The sequence below is a fragment of the Rothia sp. CCM 9417 genome (assembly GCF_048513575.1).
Lineage (GTDB): Bacteria > Actinomycetota > Actinomycetes > Actinomycetales > Micrococcaceae > Rothia.
Genome location: NZ_JBLXXT010000003.1, coordinates 197532 through 217020, shown reverse-complemented (window position 1 = coordinate 217020; position 19489 = coordinate 197532). Strand labels below are relative to the sequence as shown.

The following is a 19489-nucleotide window of genomic DNA, read 5'->3' as shown; positions in this document are numbered from 1 at the left end:
TGGGGGGGTGGGGTTTGGTGACCTGACCCCCCCTTTTTTTGCTTTAAAGAGTTACATGCTGCGAGCTTATTGAAGGCTTGCCCTACCATGCCGAGTGCCACTCAGAAGCTCAGGCTGGCAAGAACCACACGCAATGGCCTTCCACAGGCTGTCACCGCCCTGACCTTGGTAGACCTGGCTCTAAGAAGGACGGCTGTTCTCAGCTGTCCGAACAGCTAGCTAAACCTTCCAGCTCACAACCGGCTGATACTAACCCAATATTTTCATAGGAAAGTAGCCTAGGGCGGAAGTTAGGGGACTATCGGCTCCAAAGCAAGGTAGGCTTAAAACATCAGAAACCTATACAGAAAGCGAGCATAGCTGTGTCCAAGACAAGCTCTGCAGCAGATGCCCGTGAGAAGGCCCGCCAGCTGGCAGCCCAACAGGCTAAGAAATCTGCTAAGTCATCCACTCGCTGGATCCAGTTCACCGTACTCGGTGTTATTGCCCTTATCATCGCTATCGTTGCAGTTGTTGTAATCAACGGCAACCGTAACAAAATTCCTGAAGCAGGGCCTGTCCCCACCTCTGCAAACCAGTACGGTGGCATTGTGCTTACCAAAGACGGAATCGTCCAAGGTGCAAGCGCTGAGGAAAGTCGGGACAGCCAGGACCTCGGCAAGTCGGAGGCGACCTACACCAGTATTGATGGTAAAGAGACAGCTATGCCCCTGGGTGTGGCCCTGCCAGATCAAGCAAAAGACAATGGGCAACCCGTCCGACTAACCATTTTCCAGGACTTTGACTGCGTCCACTGTGCAGACTTTGAGAGCACCTACGGTGACGAAATTCAGCAGCTAGTAGATAGCGGCAAGATTACCCTAGAAATCCGTAACCTGACCTTCTTGGACGCCCACAGCCCCACCTACTACTCCTCACGAGCCAACAACGCAGCCTACTCGGTAGCTAACCAGGTTTCGGCCGACAAGTACCTAGACTTCCAACGCGAAATCTTCTCCCACCAGGGCACAGGTGGCCTCTCCAACGAAGAACTGGTTGATATTGCCTCCAAGTACGGGGCAGATGTTAAGGACGATGTCGCCAACAATACCTGGCGCCCTTTCATCAACACTGTCACCCTAGAATCTGCAAGCAACGGTATTAGCGGAACCCCCACGATCTTCGCAGATGGAGACCTCTACAACGCTACCAGCGCTGACTTCTCCCAGTGGATCAACCAGAAAATCACCGATAAGAAGATCAGCGAATAGCTGGCAAACTTAGCCCCATCCTGACGGCATCCTCAACCCAAGTTACTCGCTGAGGCTTAGAAGGCTAGAAGCAAGACCCCAAGCTCCTACCGGATATGCGTATAAGAGTAATATCCGGTATACTAGGATGTCGTTGCCTCCTTAGCTCAGCTGGCCAGAGCACCTGTCTTGTAAACAGGGGGTCACCGGTTCGAATCCGGTAGGGGGCTCTGAAATAGAGATTAAGACTGCGACCGAAGAGTGCACCATCAACCGGTGACCATTCGGTCGCAGTTTTCTTTCCTCATAATTACTGAGAGAAGTTCTTGGCTGTTGGATTCTCCAGCTTCATACGTAGTAGCCAGTCCTCAAAGACCGCTTTCACCAGGTGTGGCTGTTCCAAATGGAGATTATGGCCAGCCATATCAAGCACAAGGTAGGTTCCTCGTGAGTAGTGGTCCAACCAGGTGAGGCCATCCCTGTACCCCACAATATGATCCTGCCTACCAAACAAGTGCAAAGCCGGAGCACCAAAAGGTTCAGAAGCAACTTCTTCAGGCACAGGTGTTACCGCATACTGAGCAGAAATCTGTTCCATGATACCTGCGTCAGCTTCAAGAAGACCTGGTATCACATACTCTAAAAACCGCTGATAGTTTGGCTTGTCCTGGATAACTGAAATATCCGTAAACTCACCCTTATGCTCACCTAACGCAGATATAAACTCCGCATCCTCAAATACAACTGATTTTTGGGGGACTGTCCTACGTTGCGCCTGGGGCTCAAATACACCGGCAAGCGTCGCCAACCCTAAGACCCTGCCACGCTGCCTGTGAGCCATGCTTCTAGCAATCATTGCTCCAAACGAATTGCCCACAAGCGCAAACGGCTCCTGGTCCAAATAGTCTAAAACCTCTTGTTCAACGGTATGCAGGATTTCATTAGAACTCTTAACAGAAGGGTCTAGCCCCTGCCTGGTCCATGGTAAATCTATGTATATTCTTCGCCAGCCTGAAAAATCAATTGTTTCTTCAAGGCTTTGCAGGATAAGGCTATTAACACCAAAACCATGGATGAAAATAATCGGGGTGCCAGTACCGGTATCTTTGCTAATCATGCCTTTATCTCTCGAGTAGAGGAGGTAGTCTAATAGATTCAGCTTAGCCTAGGAAACCCTACCCTCCTAGATAGCCCCCAGCCCGCTCTTTCACTTAGCTCCCTTGTACAGAGCTAGATTGAGCAGACGTTATAGGAGGATGGGAAAAAGCACTAGGCGACCCTGAAATCCTTGGGAGTAAAATGTGTGCTTCCCCAGCGGTGGTAACCGGGATTACTTTTATCCCTCTGCTCACCGGACCCTATGCCCTGTTGACTTTCGCCGGGAAACTATCTCATCGGTAGCCGTCAACGTGTTAGCCTCTCCCTGGATGGGGGGCGACGCTCCTCAAACTTGCTCTGATGGGGGGGGGGGGGAGCTCGAGTAGCCGGCTTTAGAGCGGTAACCTCTGCGCCGCTGGCAAAATCCGAAGCGTAGCGGGAGCAAATATCGTCTCCCTCTAACCAGTTGAATCGCTCCTGGTGGTAGGTACCCTGGTGGTCCTGGCCGGCGCAAGAACCATCAACCGGTGACCATTCGGTCGCAGTTTTCTTTCCTCGCGCGCTCGGAAACTGCGCCCTGATCTACTAAACTCCTCGGCTAAGTTAGGGTAGCCTAAGAAATACAGAATGAGAACAGGCTGGACTTGTAACCAGCTCAATCTAAAGACAGGCTAAGGAAGGGGCGCCGCAATGGGCAGGGGCATTAACGGGGCAATTTTGAAACTTCTACGGGCAGAAGACTTCCCCTGCACCGTCACTAAAACCTGGATGCACAGCCCTACCATGAAAGCCTTACGAATATCCTCCCCAGAGTTCCTCAGAACCTACACCCCGGCTGAAGGGGAATACCTGCGCTGCTGGTTCCCAGACCCAGACCACCCCGCCAAAGAAGTCATGCGTGGCTACACCATGATCGACATCGACCCCAAAGCCGGCGAATTCACCCTCCTCTTTCTTCTACACCAACCCGCCGGCCCAGCCAGCCGGTGGGCAGAAACTGCCGTTGCCGGTGACCGTTTTGAAGCCTCCTACTACGGCTCAAGCCCCTTCTCCCTCCCCCCAAACAAGCCTGAAGGCTTCATCTTTGTAGCAGACGCAGCAGGCATACCCTACGTCAATGCTCTGGCAGACCAGCTGGCAGACAGCTTCCCACTCAAAGTCTGGTTGCTAGACTGGCAACCCAGCCACCACCAAATCCCGCTACGCCACCATCAGAACATCACGATTGAGTGGATCCAACCCAGCGCTGAAACCTTGCTAGAGAAAGCTCAAAGCACAGACTGGAAGGGCTGGTACCCCCACCTAGTCTGCGAAGCAAAAGTCTTGTTACCCACCCGTCGCTACCTACTCAAAGAAGCTAAAATACCCAAAGACTTTATGTACGTGCACGCCTACTGGGTACAGGGTAAGGAAATGGGCAAGAGCAGAGAGCTCTCAGACTCGTAAAATCCTTGGAGCGCCAATGGAGGCAGGGGATAGCAGAAAGCCAGGGGACTGATATCACGGGCAAGAGTTCTTTGCATCTCTGCAAAAAGGAGTAAAGTGGCGGGTGTACTGAGCATTTACACCTGAGAGGCACACCCATGATGTCCGTTCTTGGCCGCGACGAAAGTATCCGCTATGTAGCACTGGGCGACTCTCTGAGCGAAGGCGTAGGCGACGATGCCCCCGACCGCCCCAACGGTGTACGCGGCTGGACCGACCGGGTGGCTGAACAGTTTATGCTGGCTGACCCCCAGGCTCTCTACGCTAACCTGGCAATCAGGGGCCGCCTGCTCGTGCCCATCATTGAAGAGCAGCTAGAACCCGCCCTTGAGCTTAAACCTAACCTGGTCAGCCTGATTGGGGGCGGCAACGATTCACTCCGCCCAGGCTTCGATGTTGACGCCCTCATCCAACATTATGATGCGGCCTTCAAAACCCTGCGCGACGAAAATATTGAGGTCTTTACCATGACCGGTTTTGACCCCGGACCCAAGGGCTTCTTTAGCGGCAACCGGGCCCGTGTGGCGCTCTTCAACGAGCTCTTGCGTGAAGTCGCAGAGGACCGGGGCGTGGCTATCGTCGATTACTGGCGTATGCGCGAGCTGAGAGATCTGAGGTACTGGGCACCGGACCGCCTCCATATGAACCCTGCTGGCCATACTCTGGTTGCCCGCCGGGCACTGGAAACCCTGAGCGCTGAGAATATCCGTATTGGTGACCCCGTCGTACCCGAATCAATGCCTCAGACCCGCGCCCAGGAGGCGCTGGCGAATGCAAAGTGGGCCCGTGAATTTGTGGTGCCCTGGATCGGCCGCCGTCTGCGCGGAACAAGTTCCGGCGACAACATCGCACCCAAATACCCCGAATGGACCCGCTTTGATGCGCTCCCCGAAGAGGGGTAGAAGGTAGATTAACAGCTCCTTTAAAGGATTAAAAGAGTTAAGAAGTTAACGTCACACTCAAGATTACACACGTGTAATTTAGCTCCCTGCCCTTGTGAGAGCGCGAGTTTTAAAACGCGCATAAAGAACCTGAGAGTGCCGATTAAAGCCTGAAATGACTTGCGAAAAGTTAAATAAACGGTAGAATTGACGGAAGGTTCAAGCGCAAATTTGGGCCCGAGGATTAAGCTTGCGAAGACCGGAGCAGGTAGCCCAGCACCGGCTGTCGCAAGCTTTTTATTGGGGTCTGAGCTTGCGTGGTTTCCCGTAATTACCTAGACTTTAAGGCTGTTCGTAGTGGTGGCAACACCTCTCGTTCGCCTAAGCTTCACCGTTTTTCCCGCGGCGGGGATTCACTTCGGCCTCTCACCCGAAGATGAGTCTCAAACACTCTAGCCTTGGAGAATAACCCGGTGCTCTACCTATTAGGTGACGGGACGCCCATTGCTGATTATCGGCTTCGGCTGGTAAGCGCCAACTGCGTACCGTCATTTCGTCAACATTTGGAGGAGAAAACTATGGCAGCTGTCTGCCAGGTGACCGGAGCTGTTCCCGGCTTTGGACACAGCATTTCGCACTCGCATCGCCGCAACAAGCGTCGTTTCGATCCGAACGTGCAGAAGAAGAAGTACTACGTACCCTCACTTCGTCGCAACGTAACCCTGAACGTCTCTGCAAAGGGCATCAAGGTGATCGACGCACGTGGTATCGACGCAGTAGTTGCTGACATTCTTGCACGCGGAGAGAAGATCTAAACATGGCATCAAAGGCTAAGGACGTTCGTCCTATCATCAAACTTAAGTCCACTGCGGGCACCGGCTTTACTTACGTTACCCGTAAGAACCGCCGTAACAACCCCGATCGTATGGTTCTCAAGAAGTACGATCCCGTTGTCCGTAAGCACGTTGACTTCCGAGAGGAGCGCTAAACAATGGCTAAGAAGTCCAAGATTGCTCGCAACGAGCAGCGCAAGGTCATCGTTGCACGCTACGCTGAAAAGCGTCTGGAACTGAAGAAGACCCTGGTTGACGAAAACGCAACCCCCGAAGAGCGCGAAGCAGCCCGCCTGGGTCTCCAGAAGCTACCCCGCAACGCTTCACCCGTTCGTCTTCGTAACCGCGACCAGATCGATGGCCGCCCCCGTGGCACCTTCCAGAAGTTCGGCATTTCGCGTGTCCGCTTCCGCGAGATGGCACACCGTGGCGAGCTACCCGGTGTTACCAAGTCAAGCTGGTAATCTGTAGCTGATACGGTTAGCCTTGTGAAAGGGCTAACCCAAGCCACTCACTTTTTGTAAAGTCTCAGGAGGAGCATTCCATGGCTAAGAACCGTAGCGAACTCGTAGCAGAGGTAGCAGAGAAGGCCGGCACCAGCCAGGCTGCAGTGAACGGCGTCCTTGACGCACTGTTCCAGGTCTTTGAAGCATCTGTTGCTAAGGGCGAGAAAATCACCATCCCCGGCTGGATGGCCATTGAGCGCACTGACCGTGCAGCTCGTACCGGTCGCAACCCCCAGACCGGCGAAACCATTCAGATTCCTGCTGGTCACGGCGTCAAGCTGACCGCTGGTTCAAAGTTGAAGGCAGCAGTCTCCTCCAAGAAGTAAATTCTTGAGCAGACTTTGAAAAGGGCCACCCCGAGTACGGGGTGGCCCTTTTGCTTTCTCAAACTATAATCAGGACCAAGCCGAGGGGCCTGAGACCACTAGCCTGTGAGATAATAAGCCTGTAACCCCGGGCGTTCCTAGGATCGCAGATAAATTTTTCTCCGGGGTAGGCCACCGCAGAAGATTGGGACCAAAGCTTTAATCTTCTAACGTACAGCATAAGGGAGGGGAGAAACTATGCGCCAGCGTCAGCTCATACGCGCCTGGTTCGTTGCCTGCGCAGCCACTGGCTTCGGCGCAAGCTCTCACCTGCTTGCCGGCGGGCACCTGCCCAACCCCCTGATTCTTGCTCTGGCTACCTCCCTGGCTGCTCTCCTGACGCTAGGGGCTACACGGGTCAAACTCAGTCAGTTCAGTTTGGCTACTGGTGTACTAGCCGGACAGGGCCTACTTCACGGGCTATACAGCCACAGCCAGTCGGCTACCCTGACGGCCGGCAGTCAAGTACATACGAGCCACACCCACGGCGCGCAACTGCAGGTCAGCGCCCTTCATGCCGAGCCTCAGAGCCTAGCCATGTGGCTTGGGCACCTCTGTGCTGCTCTAGCCACCTACGCTGTGCTGGCCTATGGTGAGCAGATGTACTCCCTGCTCAGGGCTCTGCTCAAAGCGGCACAGAGATTTTTCACCCCTTTCCATCTGCGCGGCTTCTTGCCCGCCAAACACCACATCCCCGGTTTTCAGCGCCCAGGCTCAATAAGGGGCGCTACCCTGGGCACCTGCCGGCTGACGCGCGGCCCGCCCGCCCTTGCTATGCACCCCTAACAACTTATGTATCGATGCGATAGCAAGGAACAATAATGACCAAGGCTCATACAGCCTCAACAACAGCTCGTGCTTTCTTAGCGGTAGCCACTTTGGCAGGCACCAGCCTGCTGGGAATAAGCGCCGCGACGGCCCATGACGAGCTTATCTCCACGAACCCTGCGGACGGCTCTAGCCTGTCCCAAGCTCCCCGCCAGCTAGAACTCACCTTTAGCGGCAACATCATGCAGATGGACGGTGCCAACCAGGTACGTGTGACCAACGCAGCCGGGGAAGACGTTACCCAGGGTGACCCTCAGGTTAAGGGAACAAGCGTAACCCAGGGCCTGACAGCAGGTGATGAGGACGAGACCTACACCGTTGCCTGGCGTGTGGTCTCATCCGACGGTCACCCGATCCAGGGAACCCTCACCTACGATGTGGGTCAGGGCGCAAGCACAGATGCTGGGTCAACCGTCACTGCTACCAATCCCAGTAGCTCAGCGGCATCGAACGCCGCTGCATCTGACCCTGTAGCCTCAGCAACAGAGGGGCTCTCGACCCCCATGAAAATTGTTCTTGCTGTGGTTGCGGCAGCCGCACTTGGTACTGCCCTGACCGTCGTACTCGCTAAAACTAAGCGCAAGTAAACCCACCAACTTTTAAACAAAGAAGATTTCACTATGTCATCACATAAGATTTACCGCCCTGCTGCCCTGGCAGCTGTCGCCCTGCTCGCTCTGACCGCCTGCGGCTCATCAGACCAGACCGCTGCCACCGGTAGCGCCACCGCTACTGCAAGCTCATCTGCCGCCAGTGCCGCTCCCAGCGCCACCAGCCAAACCGGCCTGGTCGCAGAAGAAAGCTGGATCAAAGCCAATACCAGCGATATGACCGGTGCCTTTGCCCGCATCACCAATACCGGCGACCAGCCCATCACTATCACCGGTGCCCGGAGCAGCGCTGCGGGTATGGTGGAGCTTCACACCACCGTCATCGACTCTGCTACCGGAACCAGCACCATGAAAAAAGTAGAGGGTGGCTTCACCATTGAACCCGGTGCAACCCTGGAACTGGCACCCGGTAGCGACCACATCATGCTCATGGGCATGAAGTGCTCACTGGTTGCCGGTGCAAGTGACACCATCACTCTGGAAACCTCAGCTGGTGAATACAGCTTTGACGCCGAGGTCCGTGACTACAGTGGAGCTAAGGAAGAATACGCTCCCGGTCAGGCAACAAGCCCTGCTGCTGAAACCATGGGCGACTCCACCGACCACTCCATGCACTCCATGGACACCTCCGGCACCGCTAGCGCAGAAGCAACCCTGCCACAGTGCGCCTAACCCAACCCTAGCTAGCTCACGCTAGCTACTGACCTGCCCCGGTTCCGCACCGCGTTACCGGGGCAGGTACCACCAAAGGAAAACACCATGAGTAGCTCATTTAATGAGGACTTAGAACGGGCCCTGGGCGGCGCAGATAAGGCACAGGACGACGCCAGCTACAAGACAAGCCAAGACTCACCAGAACCCCGGGGCATCGACCGTCGACTAGCTCTAACCGGGGCCCTGGGCGCGGGAACGGGTGTTGCCGCTACCCTTGCCAGCCAGTACGCCGGTGCCCAGCAGACTGAGAACCAGGCCGAAACTACAGCGCCGCTTCAGAGCGCACAGGTTCCCTTTTATGGACCCCGACAGGCTGGCATCGACACGCCAGCCCCCAGCTACGCCTCTTTTATCGCTATTGACCTCAACAGCGGACTAGACCGCGAGGGTGTGCGCCGTTTACTGCGGATTCTTACCGCTGATGCGGCCCGCCTGGCCGGGGGGACCGCACCCCTGACCGATCAGGAACCAGAGCTAGCTCTGGTTCCTGCCAACCTGACGGTCACTTTCGGCTTTGGCGAACGCATCTTTGACATCGTTGCCCCAGAAAAGAAACCGGACTGGCTCAAACCCCTGCCCGTTTTTGAGCAGATTGATCAGCTCCAAGACCGCTGGAAGGACGGTGATTTACTGCTCCAACTGTGCAGTGACGACCGTTTTACCCTAGCCCATGCCCAGCGCGTCCTGCTCAAGAACATTCGTACTTTCGGGTCGGTACGCTGGGTTCAGGAGGGCTTCCGCCGCGCCTACGGCAGCCAAAACCAAGGCCAGACCATGCGCAACCTCTTTGGGCAGGTGGACGGCACCATCAATCCATCCGCCCAGGACGGCTCTATGGACTCCTTTGTCTGGGGTAAGCACGAGGAACTGAGCCCCTGGGAAGAGGGCGGGGCCTCCCTGGTGATTCGACGTATTCACATGAACCTGGATACCTGGGACCAGGCGGATCGTCCTGCCCGCGAGGACGCTATCGGGCGCAACCTCACCAACGGCGCACCCCTAACCGGCACCCAGGAACGTGACCCCGCTGACCTGTCGGCAACTAACGACATGGGCTTCACCGTCATTGCGCCCTACGCCCATATTCGCAGGGCTGCGCCCCAAAAACGGGTGGAACAGATACTCCGCCGGGGCTACAACTACGACGAGCCAGTCCAGAACGCCTCAGGCTTCTCTGAGCACCACCAGGCAGAGGGCGGGGTCAGCTCATCGGGCCTCATCTTCTGCTCTTACCAGGCTAACCCCCTGACCCAGTTCCTTCCCATTCAGCAACGGCTGGCTGAACTGGATATGCTCAACACCTGGACCGTTCCGATCGGGTCTGCGGTCTTTGCCCTGCCCGCCGGGTGCTCCGAAGGCGGGTTTATCGGCGAGAGCCTTTTCCGCTAAACCACCCCCCAGGCAGACTTAGCTTGAGAGAGAAGGCAGGACACACACCATGACAGCGCAGAAGACAGGCAAGGAATCGCGGGGATCCGACAGCTCACCTACCGCAGGCCGGATTCGACCGGCAGGCACAGGGGAGGGGCTTGCTGGAAACTTGATTTGGGCTTTCCCCGTTGTAGCCCTCGTGGCCCTGGTGATTAGCATGGGGGTGACCGGTATTAACACCGGCACCGACCTGGCCGATGCTGGCCCGGTAGTGCGCTGGGGCCTACCCGTAGCTGAGACAGTTCAAAACTTTGCTATGGCCACGACCATGGGCGCCCTGCTGTTTGCTCTGGGGCTGGTTCCTCGGTTCCTCGACTCTGCGCGGGGGCGGGTCAATGTCAACATGGCCCATGCATCTACTGCCCGCCAGCGTGAAAAGAACCTGCACCGTCCAGAGCACCCGGCCTTCATCGCGATCATGAACCTGGCCTCAGCGGCCTCGGTTACCTGGACCCTGACCGCTATCGCGGTTCTGATTTTTAGCTATGCAGATATCTCGGGCCGTGCCCCCTCAGGGAGTGCAGACTACACCTCCGAGCTGATCAGCTTCATGACCACCATCGACTCGGGTAAAGAAAAGGCCACCATGATTGTGGTTGCGGCAGTCGTCGCTACCCTGGTTTTTGCTGTGCGGTCCCTGACCGGCCTACTCCTAACCTTTGGCCTTTCCCTGATAGGAATTGTCACCATGGCCCTGGGCGGTCACTCTTCTGGCGGTGATGACCACATGGGAGCTGTGAACTCTCTGGGACTGCACCTACTCGGCGTGGTGCTCTGGTGCGGCGGGCTCATCACCCTGGCCTACATCTGCCGCACAATTTCAGCAAAGGACGCCGGTAGCGGCACCCTGGTAGAAACCAAACGCGGGCAAGAAACCGCCACCTCACGCAGGGCACCACTGGCCCTTGCTGTTCTACGCCGTTATTCAACTCTTGCGCTCTTTGGCTTTATTTTGGTTTTACTCTCCGGTATGGTGAACGCCCTGGTACGGCTCAACCACCTAGGTGAACTTTTCACTACCACCTACGGTGCCTTGGTACTGGCCAAGCTCACCCTGACCCTGGCATTGGGTGCCTTGGGCGCTATGCACCGCCTGCGCCTGATACCCCAGATGCAGGCAGGAAACCTGGGGGCGGCACGCGGCATCTGGTCAGCCATCCTGTGCGAGCTGGTACTCATGGGCATCACCAGCGGTCTAGCCGTTTCCCTCTCACGTACCCCGCCACCTGCCCCAGAAACCCTGCCCACCGGTGCGGAACCGGTCCGCATCATCACCCTCTACGACATGCCCCCCGAACCCCATGTAGCCGAGTGGTTCACCCAGTGGCGCTTTGACTGGTTCTGGGTCGCTTTCATCTCTTGCGCAGGTTTTTCCTACCTATGGGCACTGCTCAAAGTTCGCCGTGTGGGCGGTAAATGGCCCATCGGGCGTACCCTATCCTGGTTCTTCGGGCTTTTTATCCTGCTCTACATCACCTCTGGTGCCCTGACGGTCTACGCCCGTGTACTTTTCTCAGCACACATGGTTGAGCACATGTTCCTGACCATGGTCTGCCCTATCTTCCTGGTGCTCGGAGCCCCCGTTACCCTGCTCCTGCGCGCTCTAGAGCCACGGCAGGACGGCACCCGCGGCCCCCGCGAATGGATCCTGCGACTGGTTCACTCCGGCTGGTCAAAGGTCATCACCCACCCCATCTTCGCGGCGGTGAATTTTGCTGGCTCCATTGTGGTTGTCTACTTTACCCCGCTCTTCGGGGTCATGCTCCGCTACCATGTAGGCCACGAATTTATGCTGATTCACTTCCTGATTACCGGCTACATCTTTAGCCTGGTGCTCATCGGGATCGACCCCATCCCCTACCGCCCAGCCCACCTCATGCGACTTCTGCTGATCATCGCGACCCTGGGTTACCACGCCTTTGTAGGGATCGCCATCATGCAGATGGATACCCTCCTTCAAGCCTCCTGGTTCGGGAACCTAGGGCGGCCCTGGGGTCTATCGGCTATCGAGGACCAACAGCTAGGTGGCTCACTCATGTGGGCAATTGGCGAAATACCAACCATGGTGATTGCCGTATCGGTGGCTGTCCAATGGTCAATGAACGACAAGAAAGTCCAGCGCCGTGTGGATCGTCAAGCCGACCGCGACGGCAACGCGGAGCTCAATGCCTACAACGACATGCTAGCCAAGCTCGCTGATGAGGACTCCCGCCAGCATTAGGCAAAAAAAGTGGGGCAGGTCTTCAACAAGACCTGCCCCACGCCAATATGAGCTGGTGATAGCTCATCAAACCTAGGATGCCTTGCCCCAGGGCTTGGCGCTCTGCTCATCACTTTCAGCGCGGTGAGCAGGAGAAATAACAGAAACAGCCCCATCGAACTGCGGGGTGACCTGCTCCAAGCGGGCAGAAATTCTGGCAATTTTTTGGTATAGGGCAGATGAGGGGCAAGAGTCGGTCTGTTGAGTCATGGGGAGCCTCCAAACAGCAGGGACAGGTGGGAAGAGCTACCGGCGGTAGAGAGTGGGAAGACCAACCGCAGGTCTGCTTTACCATCACTATAGCCAGTAGGTATGCAGGTGACATGGGGGTTCTCTGTCAAAAGCCTGGACGTCCCACCATATATGGGGACAAGGTGCTTCTACCGACCAGGGGTTACTCCCCAGTATCCTCCGTACGCCTGGGTTTTGTCCCCACTATTTGTCCCCAAAAAATCTGGCTATTTTATACCGTTCTCTGGGCCACCCGTATGCACCCGAAAACCAATCAGCGACAGAGTCAGCGCCACAGCCAGCGAAATAAGCACCTCTAGCCTGTGCGCCTCCGTAACCCCCATATAAATTAGCAGGGCCACCAGGGCCGAAATCAGCAGGTAGTTGACCCAGGGCCAGCCGGGGGAGTACAGAGCACTTTGCTCACTCCGGGCAGGGAGCAAACGGCGGCTCCGCAGGTGGGAGACAGCCACAATCAACCACACAAAAATGCCTACCCCACCGGTTGAATTCACCAGCAGCGCAAAGACCTGATCCGGCATGAAATAGTTGAGCAGAACCGAGGCCAACCCAATGAGAGAAGAGAGCGCAATAGCGTTCTGCGGGGCCCTGGTGCTCGATACCTGGGAGAAGGTTGCCGGAGCATCGCCCTGTTCCGCCAAAGCAAAGACCATGCGGGACGCCGCATACAGGCTAGCGTTCAAACAAGACAACAAGGCAGTCAACACCACAACATTCATGACCAAACCAGCCCAGGGAATACCCAGCACCTCAAACATGGTCACGAAAGGCGAAACACCACCTGTCACAGCCGTCCACGGAATCACCAGCAGGGTAACCGCCACAGACCCCACATAGAAGAAGAGGACCCGGAACATCACCGAACGCACAGCCTTAGTCACCGCAACCGCTGGGTTACTCGACTCCCCAGCCGCCACCGTGGCAATCTCAGCCCCAAACATCGAAAAAATAACCGCCAGCAGGGCCGCAAACACGGCACCCCCACCGTGAGGGAAGAACCCACCGGAAGCCGAGTAATTACCCCAAGAAGCTGTGGAACTGGGAATAATCCCCAGCAGGGCAAGAACCCCCACCACAATAATGACGGCGATAGCTCCCACCTTAATGGACGAAAACCAGAACTCAGCCTCACCGTAAGAACGCACCGACAGCAGATTCAACCCCATAAAAGCCAGCACAAACACCAGCGCAAGCAACCATTGGGGCAAAGCAGGCAGCCACGCCGTCACAATCTGAGCCGCCGCCGTAGCCTCAATCGCCACCGTCACCGACCAAAACCACCAGTACAGCCAACCCACAGAAAAACCAGCCCACGGGCCAATAAAACGTCGCGCATACACTGAAAACGACCCCGTCTCAGGAGTCCGGGCCGACATCTCACCCAGCATCCGCATGACCAAAACCAGCACGCCACCAGCCAAAAGATAGGTCAAAATAACCGCCGGACCAGCAGTCACAATGGCCGTACTCGAAGCCACCAACAAACCAGCCCCAATCGCCCCGCCCAGGGCAATCATCGACAGGTGACGCGGCCGCAAGGACCTCGCCAGCTTCTGAGAAGCCGGGGGTAAAGAACCAGCTTGATGCGGAGAGCTCACATGAACCTTCTTTAGCGTAAAAGCGCACCAACCGGCACGCACCCCAAACATAACCATCGGCATACGGAAAAACTTCCCCCGTGGTCAGGCCCCACCAACGGTAGCAACCGCAGACAATCCTAGCTGTTACACAACTATTACGCACAGTTGAGTTCTATAACCGGCTCCCACTACACAGAGCGCAACAAATAACCGCCACCCAGCTCCTTGGATAGGCTGGTACAGAACAAACCGAACGCCCACAGGGCACACACGAAAGGTACACCCATGGCAGATCATGCAGCCGCACGCCAGAGCAAAGTCCGTGCCTCAGAACTTGTCGGTAGAGGCTGGCTCAACACCGGTGACCAAGAACTCTCTCTCGAAAAACTCCGGGGCAAAATCGTCATCCTGGACTTCTGGACCTTCTGCTGCATGAACTGCCTGCACGTACTCGATGAACTACGCCCCCTCGAAGAAAAATACTCCGACGTGCTCGTCACCATTGGCGTCCACTCGCCCAAATTCGAACACGAAGCAGACCCTCAGGCGCTCGCCGCCGCCGTAGACCGCTACGACATCACCCACCCCGTCCTCGATGACCCCAACCTCGAGACCTGGGCCGCCTACACCGCCCGGGCCTGGCCCACCCTGGTCGTCATCGACCCCGAAGGCTACATCATCGCCCACCTCTCCGGCGAAGGCCACGTCCAAGGGCTCACCTCCCTGGTCGAAGAACTCGTCCAAACCCACGAAGTGCAGGGCACCCTCCACCGCGGCGACGGACCCTACGTTCCCCGCCCCAAAGCCCAAGGCACCTTCGCCTTCCCCGGCAAAGCCCTGGCCCTGCCCGCCGACCTCGCAGGAGTCGATGGCACCTACCTGGTCACCGACACCGCCCACCACCGGCTCGTCCACCTAGGAGCAGACCTCGAAACCCCCCTGGCCACCTTCGGCGGCACCGAAAAAGGCTACGCAGACGGTAACGCCGCCACCGCCCGCTTCAACGAGCCTCAAGGTCTAGCCCTCGTCCCCGAACACCTGCGCCAAGAACTTGCCGCTGACGTACTTATCGCAGACTCCGTCAATCACCGTATCCGCGGCCTCCAGCTAGCTACCGGAGAAGTCACCACCCTGGCCGGAAGCGGAACCCAACGCCTGATCGATGGCCAAAGCGCTCGCCAAGACCCCAACTACATTGCCACCGGCGCCGACCCCCTCACCGTGGCCCTCTCATCCCCCTGGGACCTGGTCTATTCCCGCACCGCCAGAGCCTTCCTCATCGCCATGGCCGGAACCCACCAAATCTTTAGCTACAACCCCGAAACCGGCCAACTCGACGTCTTCGCCGGAACCGGTGCCGAAGGCCTCAAAGACGGTGCCGCCGCAGACTCCTGGTTCGCCCAATCCTCCGGCATCATCGAAAGCGCTGACGGCTCCATCTGGGTTGCCGACTCAGAAACCAGCGCCCTACGCCACATCACTTTCAATGGCGCAGAAGCCACCGTCAGCACCGCAATCGGCATCGGCCTCTTCGACTTCGGCTTCGTCGATGGACCCCACCCCCAAGCCCGCTTGCAACACTGCCTGGGCCTGACCGAACTAGCCGACGGCTCCATCGCCATTGCCGACACCTACAATGGCGCAATCCGCCGCTTTGACCCTGCCAGCGGGGAGCTAGGAACCCTGGCACGCGGCCTGGCAGAACCCTCCGACCTGATCGTAGAACAGACCCATGACGGCGGCTCCCGCCTCATCGCAGTAGAAGCCAACGCCCACCAGCTCGTGCGCATCAGCATCCCTGAAGCCATACAACACGTGGACGAAGGCACCGCTCAGATCACCCGCAAATCTACCCGTCTCACCGGAGGCACCCTCAACCTCACCGCCCGCTTCAGCGCACCCACCGGGCAGAAACTCGACACCCGCTGGGGCGACCCCACCCAGCTCAAGATTTCGTCCACCCCCGAAAATTTCATCCTGGAGGGAGCTGGTACCGCCCAGGGGCTCACCCGCACCCTGCGCCTCAACCCAGAAATTACCGAAGCGGTCCTACACATTACCGCCCGCGCGGCTGCCTGTGATGGGGAACCTGGGGGTGAGATTCCGGATCACGCGGCATGCCATCTCTACCAGCAGGACTGGGGGCTACCTGTAGTTGTGACCGGCGACCCGGGAGATGAATCAGACCTGGTGCTTGATCTGCGCGGGGTTAACTAGGGGGCTTATTGCCTCTGCTCATACGGTGTTCGTCAACACCCCTAAACGCCAGCCCCGAGCCAGTTGGCGAACACCGCATGAGCAAGGCCAGTCACTCGTTCGCCAACACCCCTAAACGCCAGCCCCGAACCAGTTGGCGAACACGGCATGCTCAAGGCACACATCCCACAGTTAAAACCCATAGAAAACTGTCTGCCCTCCTAGGAGGGCAGACAGTGAGATGAGCTCCGTAAAAGCCAATAAGTTACGTAGCCGGTGTAAAGGTAATGGTCTGGTCAGAAGTAGTTAGCCTTCCTGAAAGCTTGAAAGGAACCTGATCCGTGACCTGCTTAGTCTTACCGGTGTAGAGATCAAGCTGTGTAAACGAAATCTCAGCGATTCCCTTACCCGGACCGAGCTTCCACCTATTGCCATCGAGGCTCACTGCTGGCTCCGGGTACTCCTTAATCGTCCAGGTCACGTTCCCGCTGACCCGGCCCGTGAAGTCATACTCAAAAGGGCACCCGGCAGGGTAGAGCGAATTCTGGGTGGCACAGCTATCAAGGTAGGTCCGCACCTGCTGCTGAACTGAGGCTTTAGCCGCATCGGAGGGCTCCAAAGCCACCTTCAGTGTCGGCTCACCCTCGGCTGAGGTGAGTGCCACCCGGTCAGAACTTGCAGAGAACAGAGCTGACTCATAGGTCACGGTGTAAAGCCCTGGAAAGAAAGCACCAAAGTCCTCATCGCCGTCGGCAATAGCTACTTTCACATTATTGAGGGTTGCCGCCTGCACCATGGGAGACTCCACCTTAACCGTGGGTAGCTCTTCCAGATCTATGTTCCAGCTATCGAATACACCCCAGTGGGAGCCCACCTTGTGCAGAGAAAAATCTGTGCTGGCCTCCTGACCGTCCAGAGTATAAGAGGCCCGAACCGTGGCCTTCTGCCCTCCATCGGTAATTTCTAGGGTGGTCAAATCAACATTGTGCAGAGAATCAACTGCCGCCTTAAGCCCCTTGCCGTCGAGCACAGCCGCTCCAGCATCGGGTGCTTCAACCCCCAAGATGCCGAGTGCCTTGGCGCCGTCCCCCTCCCGCAAAGCCGCAAAATAGGCACGAACCTGCCCCTCGGGGCCGTACACCAGCCGGTTAATGAGAGCGAGAGAGCCGAGCGCTAGGAGGATAGCAAGAGCAACCCCCATCACCCAGTAGGCAAGGACACGATCAACAGAAGAACGAAAATGCACCCTTTAAATGTAGCTCACGCCGGGTTGTGCCCGGAGAGGCAGGACTATGTCGATAGAGTAGAGCCATGGCAGAACACGTGCACCAAGTACCCGAGAAATACGGCCAAGTAAGGGCTATCTACCACCCTCGTATCCACTCCTACCATCGCAGGCTTATCGCCGGTGTCCCCAGCACCGTCCTTGCCTTAGCCTGCATCTGGTTCATGCTGACTAAACGCCCCACCCCTATCGTGATGGTCATACTGGTGTTTATTGCCCTGGGAGCTATATGCGCTATCTATTCCGTTTTACGACCCCAGATTATTGTCAAAACCAATAGCCATATTTTGCGGGGCAAACTCGTGGGCTGGGAAACTGTTCCCCTTGCCGACATCGAACATACCGTTCTGGCTGAGCGCCTTACCCCCAAACAAGCATCGGGTAAAGAACTAAAGGGTATCGCTGCTTTACGGTTCAAAGGGGCCCCAGCCCTGTGGGCTCTTAATTCGAAGCAGAAACGGATTTTCCGTCTTGATGGGCGTATCTGGGACGCCAAGACTATGCGCGCCATTGCTACAGCTATCTCACCGCAAACCACTGTATACAAGGTTATTAACGTAACCCAGATGAAAACCCAGCACCCCGGGCTTGTAACCTTCAATGAGCTTCACCCCGGCTGGAAGTCCACGGTACTCGGCGCTATCTCTTTAGCCTTCCTGATTGCCTTGGCGGTGGCGGCTTTCCTCCCAGAGGAGACTCTACAGCAGTTCAGTATCCTCTAAATTGGGCAAGGGTCACAGGCTATTTGAGCAGAAGCCGGTTTAGCTCGGTTGATGAGCTAGACCGGCCTTTTCAATCTGATCTACCCCATGAAGGGGGGGGGAGGGGACGCGCTTAAGCTTGGCGGGTACCGTCAGGAGTAGAGGAACCGTCTTGGACATGGTTGGGGTAGTCCTGGGTGACTTCCGTAATGATGTCTTCGACAAAGGTGATGACATTGTCACCCCCGGTGACAGGTCCGCCGGCTAGAAGACCGTCCATACCCAGCGCTAGGGCGCCGGGGGTTCCCTGACCGAACAGTTTGCGGGTCATAAAGCCGGGGTCAATGAGGACCTGGATCTGGGGCGCCAAGGCAAATGCGCTGACGTCCTTGCCGCTAGCAACTACCGGGTGAAGAGCAATCATTGGGATTTGCTCCTGCCAACCTGCGAGCTTGTTCACCACCTTGTGGCAGCGTCCGCAGCCGGGGGAGACCCAGATGATGATGCGGGCCTGGGCTAGTGCCAGGTCACGGAGGCTGGTTTGCTGGCCGGTGCCGTCTCTAGAAGAGGTGGGATCCTCCGCGGGGTAGTAGAGAGCGGAGTAGGGGATGGGAGTGCGGATATAGTCGTCCTCTGCCTGAGCGGCAGCCGCCGGGGGTGCTTGCTCGAGCTGCTGGCTAGGGGGTGTTTTCAGGCTTTCGGCCCGGTTGATGGACCATAGGGTGAGTGAAGCTAAAAAGGCACCAATGAGCCAGAGCCAACCAGCTGAATCTAGAGCGAGCAGCTGGGTAATAGCAGAGCCACCGGTGTTGAGGGCACCGATGAGCGCACCCGCTGAGGCCAAGAAGAGAGCGGTGTTCCGAATGAGAGTAAAGACTGAGGTGGGGGCGGTTGAGGCGCCACCGAAGCAGTTACAGCTTGCGGTGTTGCCTTGTACCAGGGCACGGGCGATAACTGCCCAGTAGCTTGCGAAGAGTGCAAGGGAAGCTAGGGCGGCAAGGATTTGGAAGGTGCCGGGGAGCACCAGGAGGGCCACCGCGAGGGCCAGCTCAGCCCAGGGAAGTACCCGGGCAACAAGCTTGACGGGGAGGAATCTGTTCAGCTTGAGGTTCACGATCGCGGTGACTGTGCTGGTTGGTTCTTTGACCTTGGCGTAGCCGCTGACGGCCAGGGTCACAATGATGGTGAGGGTGCAGAGCACAAGGGGGTTCATAGCCTGCCTTAAGGGAGGAAA

At 57.1% G+C, this 19489-nt stretch carries 19 protein-coding genes and 1 tRNA gene; 15 read left to right on the top strand and 5 right to left on the bottom strand.

Annotated elements, in window-relative coordinates:
- Positions 1-362: 362 nt before the first annotated feature.
- Positions 363-1250: a DsbA family protein gene (locus tag ACN082_RS06260; RefSeq protein ID WP_419099994.1), complete on the top strand. Its 888-nt coding sequence runs from the start codon at positions 363-365 to the stop codon at positions 1248-1250.
- A gap of 135 nt (positions 1251-1385) precedes the next feature.
- A tRNA-Thr gene (locus ACN082_RS06255) sits at positions 1386-1459 on the top strand.
- A gap of 80 nt (positions 1460-1539) precedes the next feature.
- Here the strand turns inward: ACN082_RS06255 and ACN082_RS06250 are convergent.
- A complete protein-coding gene (locus ACN082_RS06250; RefSeq protein WP_419099993.1) occupies positions 1540-2346 on the bottom strand; it encodes an alpha/beta fold hydrolase in 807 nt (268 codons plus the stop codon).
- Between the two features lie 671 nt (positions 2347-3017).
- Between ACN082_RS06250 and ACN082_RS06245 the strand changes: the two genes are divergently transcribed.
- From ACN082_RS06245 to ACN082_RS06195, 11 genes are all read left to right on the top strand, one after another.
- The gene (locus ACN082_RS06245) at positions 3018-3773 is read left to right on the top strand and encodes a siderophore-interacting protein (protein ID WP_419099992.1); all 756 of its coding nucleotides are present in this window, start codon (positions 3018-3020) and stop codon (positions 3771-3773) included.
- A gap of 137 nt (positions 3774-3910) precedes the next feature.
- The gene (locus tag ACN082_RS06240; protein ID WP_419099991.1) at positions 3911-4714 is read left to right on the top strand and encodes an SGNH/GDSL hydrolase family protein; all 804 of its coding nucleotides are present in this window, start codon (positions 3911-3913) and stop codon (positions 4712-4714) included.
- A 557-nt stretch (positions 4715-5271) separates the two neighbouring features.
- Complete coding sequence (rpmB, locus tag ACN082_RS06235; RefSeq protein WP_083090534.1) at positions 5272-5508, top strand: 50S ribosomal protein L28; 237 nt, start codon at positions 5272-5274, stop codon at positions 5506-5508.
- Between the two features lie 2 nt (positions 5509-5510).
- Positions 5511-5681, top strand: coding sequence for a 50S ribosomal protein L33 (gene rpmG / locus ACN082_RS06230; protein WP_185173514.1), 171 nt, complete (start codon positions 5511-5513; stop codon positions 5679-5681).
- 3 nt (positions 5682-5684) lie between these two features.
- Entirely contained in the window at positions 5685-5990 is a 306-nt protein-coding gene (gene rpsN, locus ACN082_RS06225) for a 30S ribosomal protein S14 (RefSeq protein ID WP_419099990.1), read from the top strand.
- 80 nt (positions 5991-6070) lie between these two features.
- Positions 6071-6358 carry an HU family DNA-binding protein gene (locus tag ACN082_RS06220; RefSeq protein ID WP_419099989.1) on the top strand — a complete coding sequence of 96 codons (288 nt, stop codon included), beginning with the start codon at positions 6071-6073 and terminating at the stop codon, positions 6356-6358.
- Between the two features lie 237 nt (positions 6359-6595).
- Positions 6596-7183 carry a hypothetical protein gene (locus ACN082_RS06215; RefSeq protein ID WP_419099988.1) on the top strand — a complete coding sequence of 196 codons (588 nt, stop codon included), beginning with the start codon at positions 6596-6598 and terminating at the stop codon, positions 7181-7183.
- Positions 7184-7218: 35 nt separating this feature from the next.
- The gene (locus tag ACN082_RS06210; RefSeq protein WP_419099987.1) at positions 7219-7812 is read left to right on the top strand and encodes a copper resistance CopC family protein; all 594 of its coding nucleotides are present in this window, start codon (positions 7219-7221) and stop codon (positions 7810-7812) included.
- Between the two features lie 33 nt (positions 7813-7845).
- Entirely contained in the window at positions 7846-8508 is a 663-nt protein-coding gene (locus ACN082_RS06205) for a copper chaperone PCu(A)C (RefSeq protein ID WP_419099986.1), read from the top strand.
- An 87-nt stretch (positions 8509-8595) separates the two neighbouring features.
- Positions 8596-9939 carry a Dyp-type peroxidase gene (locus ACN082_RS06200; protein ID WP_419099985.1) on the top strand — a complete coding sequence of 448 codons (1344 nt, stop codon included), beginning with the start codon at positions 8596-8598 and terminating at the stop codon, positions 9937-9939.
- A 49-nt stretch (positions 9940-9988) separates the two neighbouring features.
- Complete coding sequence (locus ACN082_RS06195) at positions 9989-12202, top strand: cytochrome c oxidase assembly protein (RefSeq protein ID WP_419099984.1); 2214 nt, start codon at positions 9989-9991, stop codon at positions 12200-12202.
- A 72-nt stretch (positions 12203-12274) separates the two neighbouring features.
- Here ACN082_RS06195 and ACN082_RS06190 read toward each other — a convergent pair whose 3' ends face one another.
- Positions 12275-12451 carry a hypothetical protein gene (locus tag ACN082_RS06190; protein WP_419099983.1) on the bottom strand — a complete coding sequence of 59 codons (177 nt, stop codon included), beginning with the start codon at positions 12449-12451 and terminating at the stop codon, positions 12275-12277.
- Between the two features lie 248 nt (positions 12452-12699).
- Positions 12700-14091 (bottom strand): amino acid permease, encoded by a 1392-nt coding sequence (locus ACN082_RS06185; protein WP_419099982.1) that lies wholly within the window; start codon positions 14089-14091, stop codon positions 12700-12702.
- A 267-nt stretch (positions 14092-14358) separates the two neighbouring features.
- On the opposite strand from ACN082_RS06185, the gene ACN082_RS06180 reads away from it, so the two are divergent.
- Complete coding sequence (locus ACN082_RS06180) at positions 14359-16290, top strand: NHL domain-containing thioredoxin family protein (protein WP_419099981.1); 1932 nt, start codon at positions 14359-14361, stop codon at positions 16288-16290.
- Positions 16291-16534: 244 nt separating this feature from the next.
- On the opposite strand, the gene ACN082_RS06175 is transcribed toward ACN082_RS06180, so the two are convergent.
- Complete coding sequence (locus tag ACN082_RS06175; RefSeq protein WP_419099980.1) at positions 16535-17515, bottom strand: hypothetical protein; 981 nt, start codon at positions 17513-17515, stop codon at positions 16535-16537.
- A gap of 65 nt (positions 17516-17580) precedes the next feature.
- On the opposite strand from ACN082_RS06175, the gene ACN082_RS06170 reads away from it, so the two are divergent.
- The gene (locus tag ACN082_RS06170) at positions 17581-18276 is read left to right on the top strand and encodes a hypothetical protein (RefSeq protein WP_419099979.1); all 696 of its coding nucleotides are present in this window, start codon (positions 17581-17583) and stop codon (positions 18274-18276) included.
- A gap of 112 nt (positions 18277-18388) precedes the next feature.
- Here ACN082_RS06170 and ACN082_RS06165 read toward each other — a convergent pair whose 3' ends face one another.
- Complete coding sequence (locus ACN082_RS06165) at positions 18389-19468, bottom strand: MauE/DoxX family redox-associated membrane protein (RefSeq protein ID WP_419099978.1); 1080 nt, start codon at positions 19466-19468, stop codon at positions 18389-18391.
- Between the last annotated feature and the right edge of the window lie 21 nt (positions 19469-19489).

Bases quoted from the DNA above. Each gene is read 5' to 3' on its own strand.
- ACN082_RS06250 (WP_419099993.1), bottom strand. From the start codon at position 2,346: ATGATTAGCAAAGATACCGGTACTGGCACCCCGATTATTTTCATCCAT.
- ACN082_RS06245 (WP_419099992.1), top strand. From the start codon at position 3,018: ATGGGCAGGGGCATTAACGGGGCAATTTTGAAACTTCTACGGGCAGAA.
- ACN082_RS06240 (WP_419099991.1), top strand. From the start codon at position 3,911: ATGATGTCCGTTCTTGGCCGCGACGAAAGTATCCGCTATGTAGCACTG.
- rpmB (WP_083090534.1), top strand. From the start codon at position 5,272: ATGGCAGCTGTCTGCCAGGTGACCGGAGCTGTTCCCGGCTTTGGACAC.
- rpmG (WP_185173514.1), top strand. From the start codon at position 5,511: ATGGCATCAAAGGCTAAGGACGTTCGTCCTATCATCAAACTTAAGTCC.
- rpsN (WP_419099990.1), top strand. From the start codon at position 5,685: ATGGCTAAGAAGTCCAAGATTGCTCGCAACGAGCAGCGCAAGGTCATC.
- ACN082_RS06220 (WP_419099989.1), top strand. From the start codon at position 6,071: ATGGCTAAGAACCGTAGCGAACTCGTAGCAGAGGTAGCAGAGAAGGCC.
- ACN082_RS06215 (WP_419099988.1), top strand. From the start codon at position 6,596: ATGCGCCAGCGTCAGCTCATACGCGCCTGGTTCGTTGCCTGCGCAGCC.
- ACN082_RS06210 (WP_419099987.1), top strand. From the start codon at position 7,219: ATGACCAAGGCTCATACAGCCTCAACAACAGCTCGTGCTTTCTTAGCG.
- ACN082_RS06205 (WP_419099986.1), top strand. From the start codon at position 7,846: ATGTCATCACATAAGATTTACCGCCCTGCTGCCCTGGCAGCTGTCGCC.
- ACN082_RS06200 (WP_419099985.1), top strand. From the start codon at position 8,596: ATGAGTAGCTCATTTAATGAGGACTTAGAACGGGCCCTGGGCGGCGCA.
- ACN082_RS06195 (WP_419099984.1), top strand. From the start codon at position 9,989: ATGACAGCGCAGAAGACAGGCAAGGAATCGCGGGGATCCGACAGCTCA.
- ACN082_RS06190 (WP_419099983.1), bottom strand. From the start codon at position 12,451: ATGACTCAACAGACCGACTCTTGCCCCTCATCTGCCCTATACCAAAAA.
- ACN082_RS06180 (WP_419099981.1), top strand. From the start codon at position 14,359: ATGGCAGATCATGCAGCCGCACGCCAGAGCAAAGTCCGTGCCTCAGAA.
- ACN082_RS06170 (WP_419099979.1), top strand. From the start codon at position 17,581: ATGGCAGAACACGTGCACCAAGTACCCGAGAAATACGGCCAAGTAAGG.
- ACN082_RS06165 (WP_419099978.1), bottom strand. From the start codon at position 19,468: ATGAACCCCCTTGTGCTCTGCACCCTCACCATCATTGTGACCCTGGCC.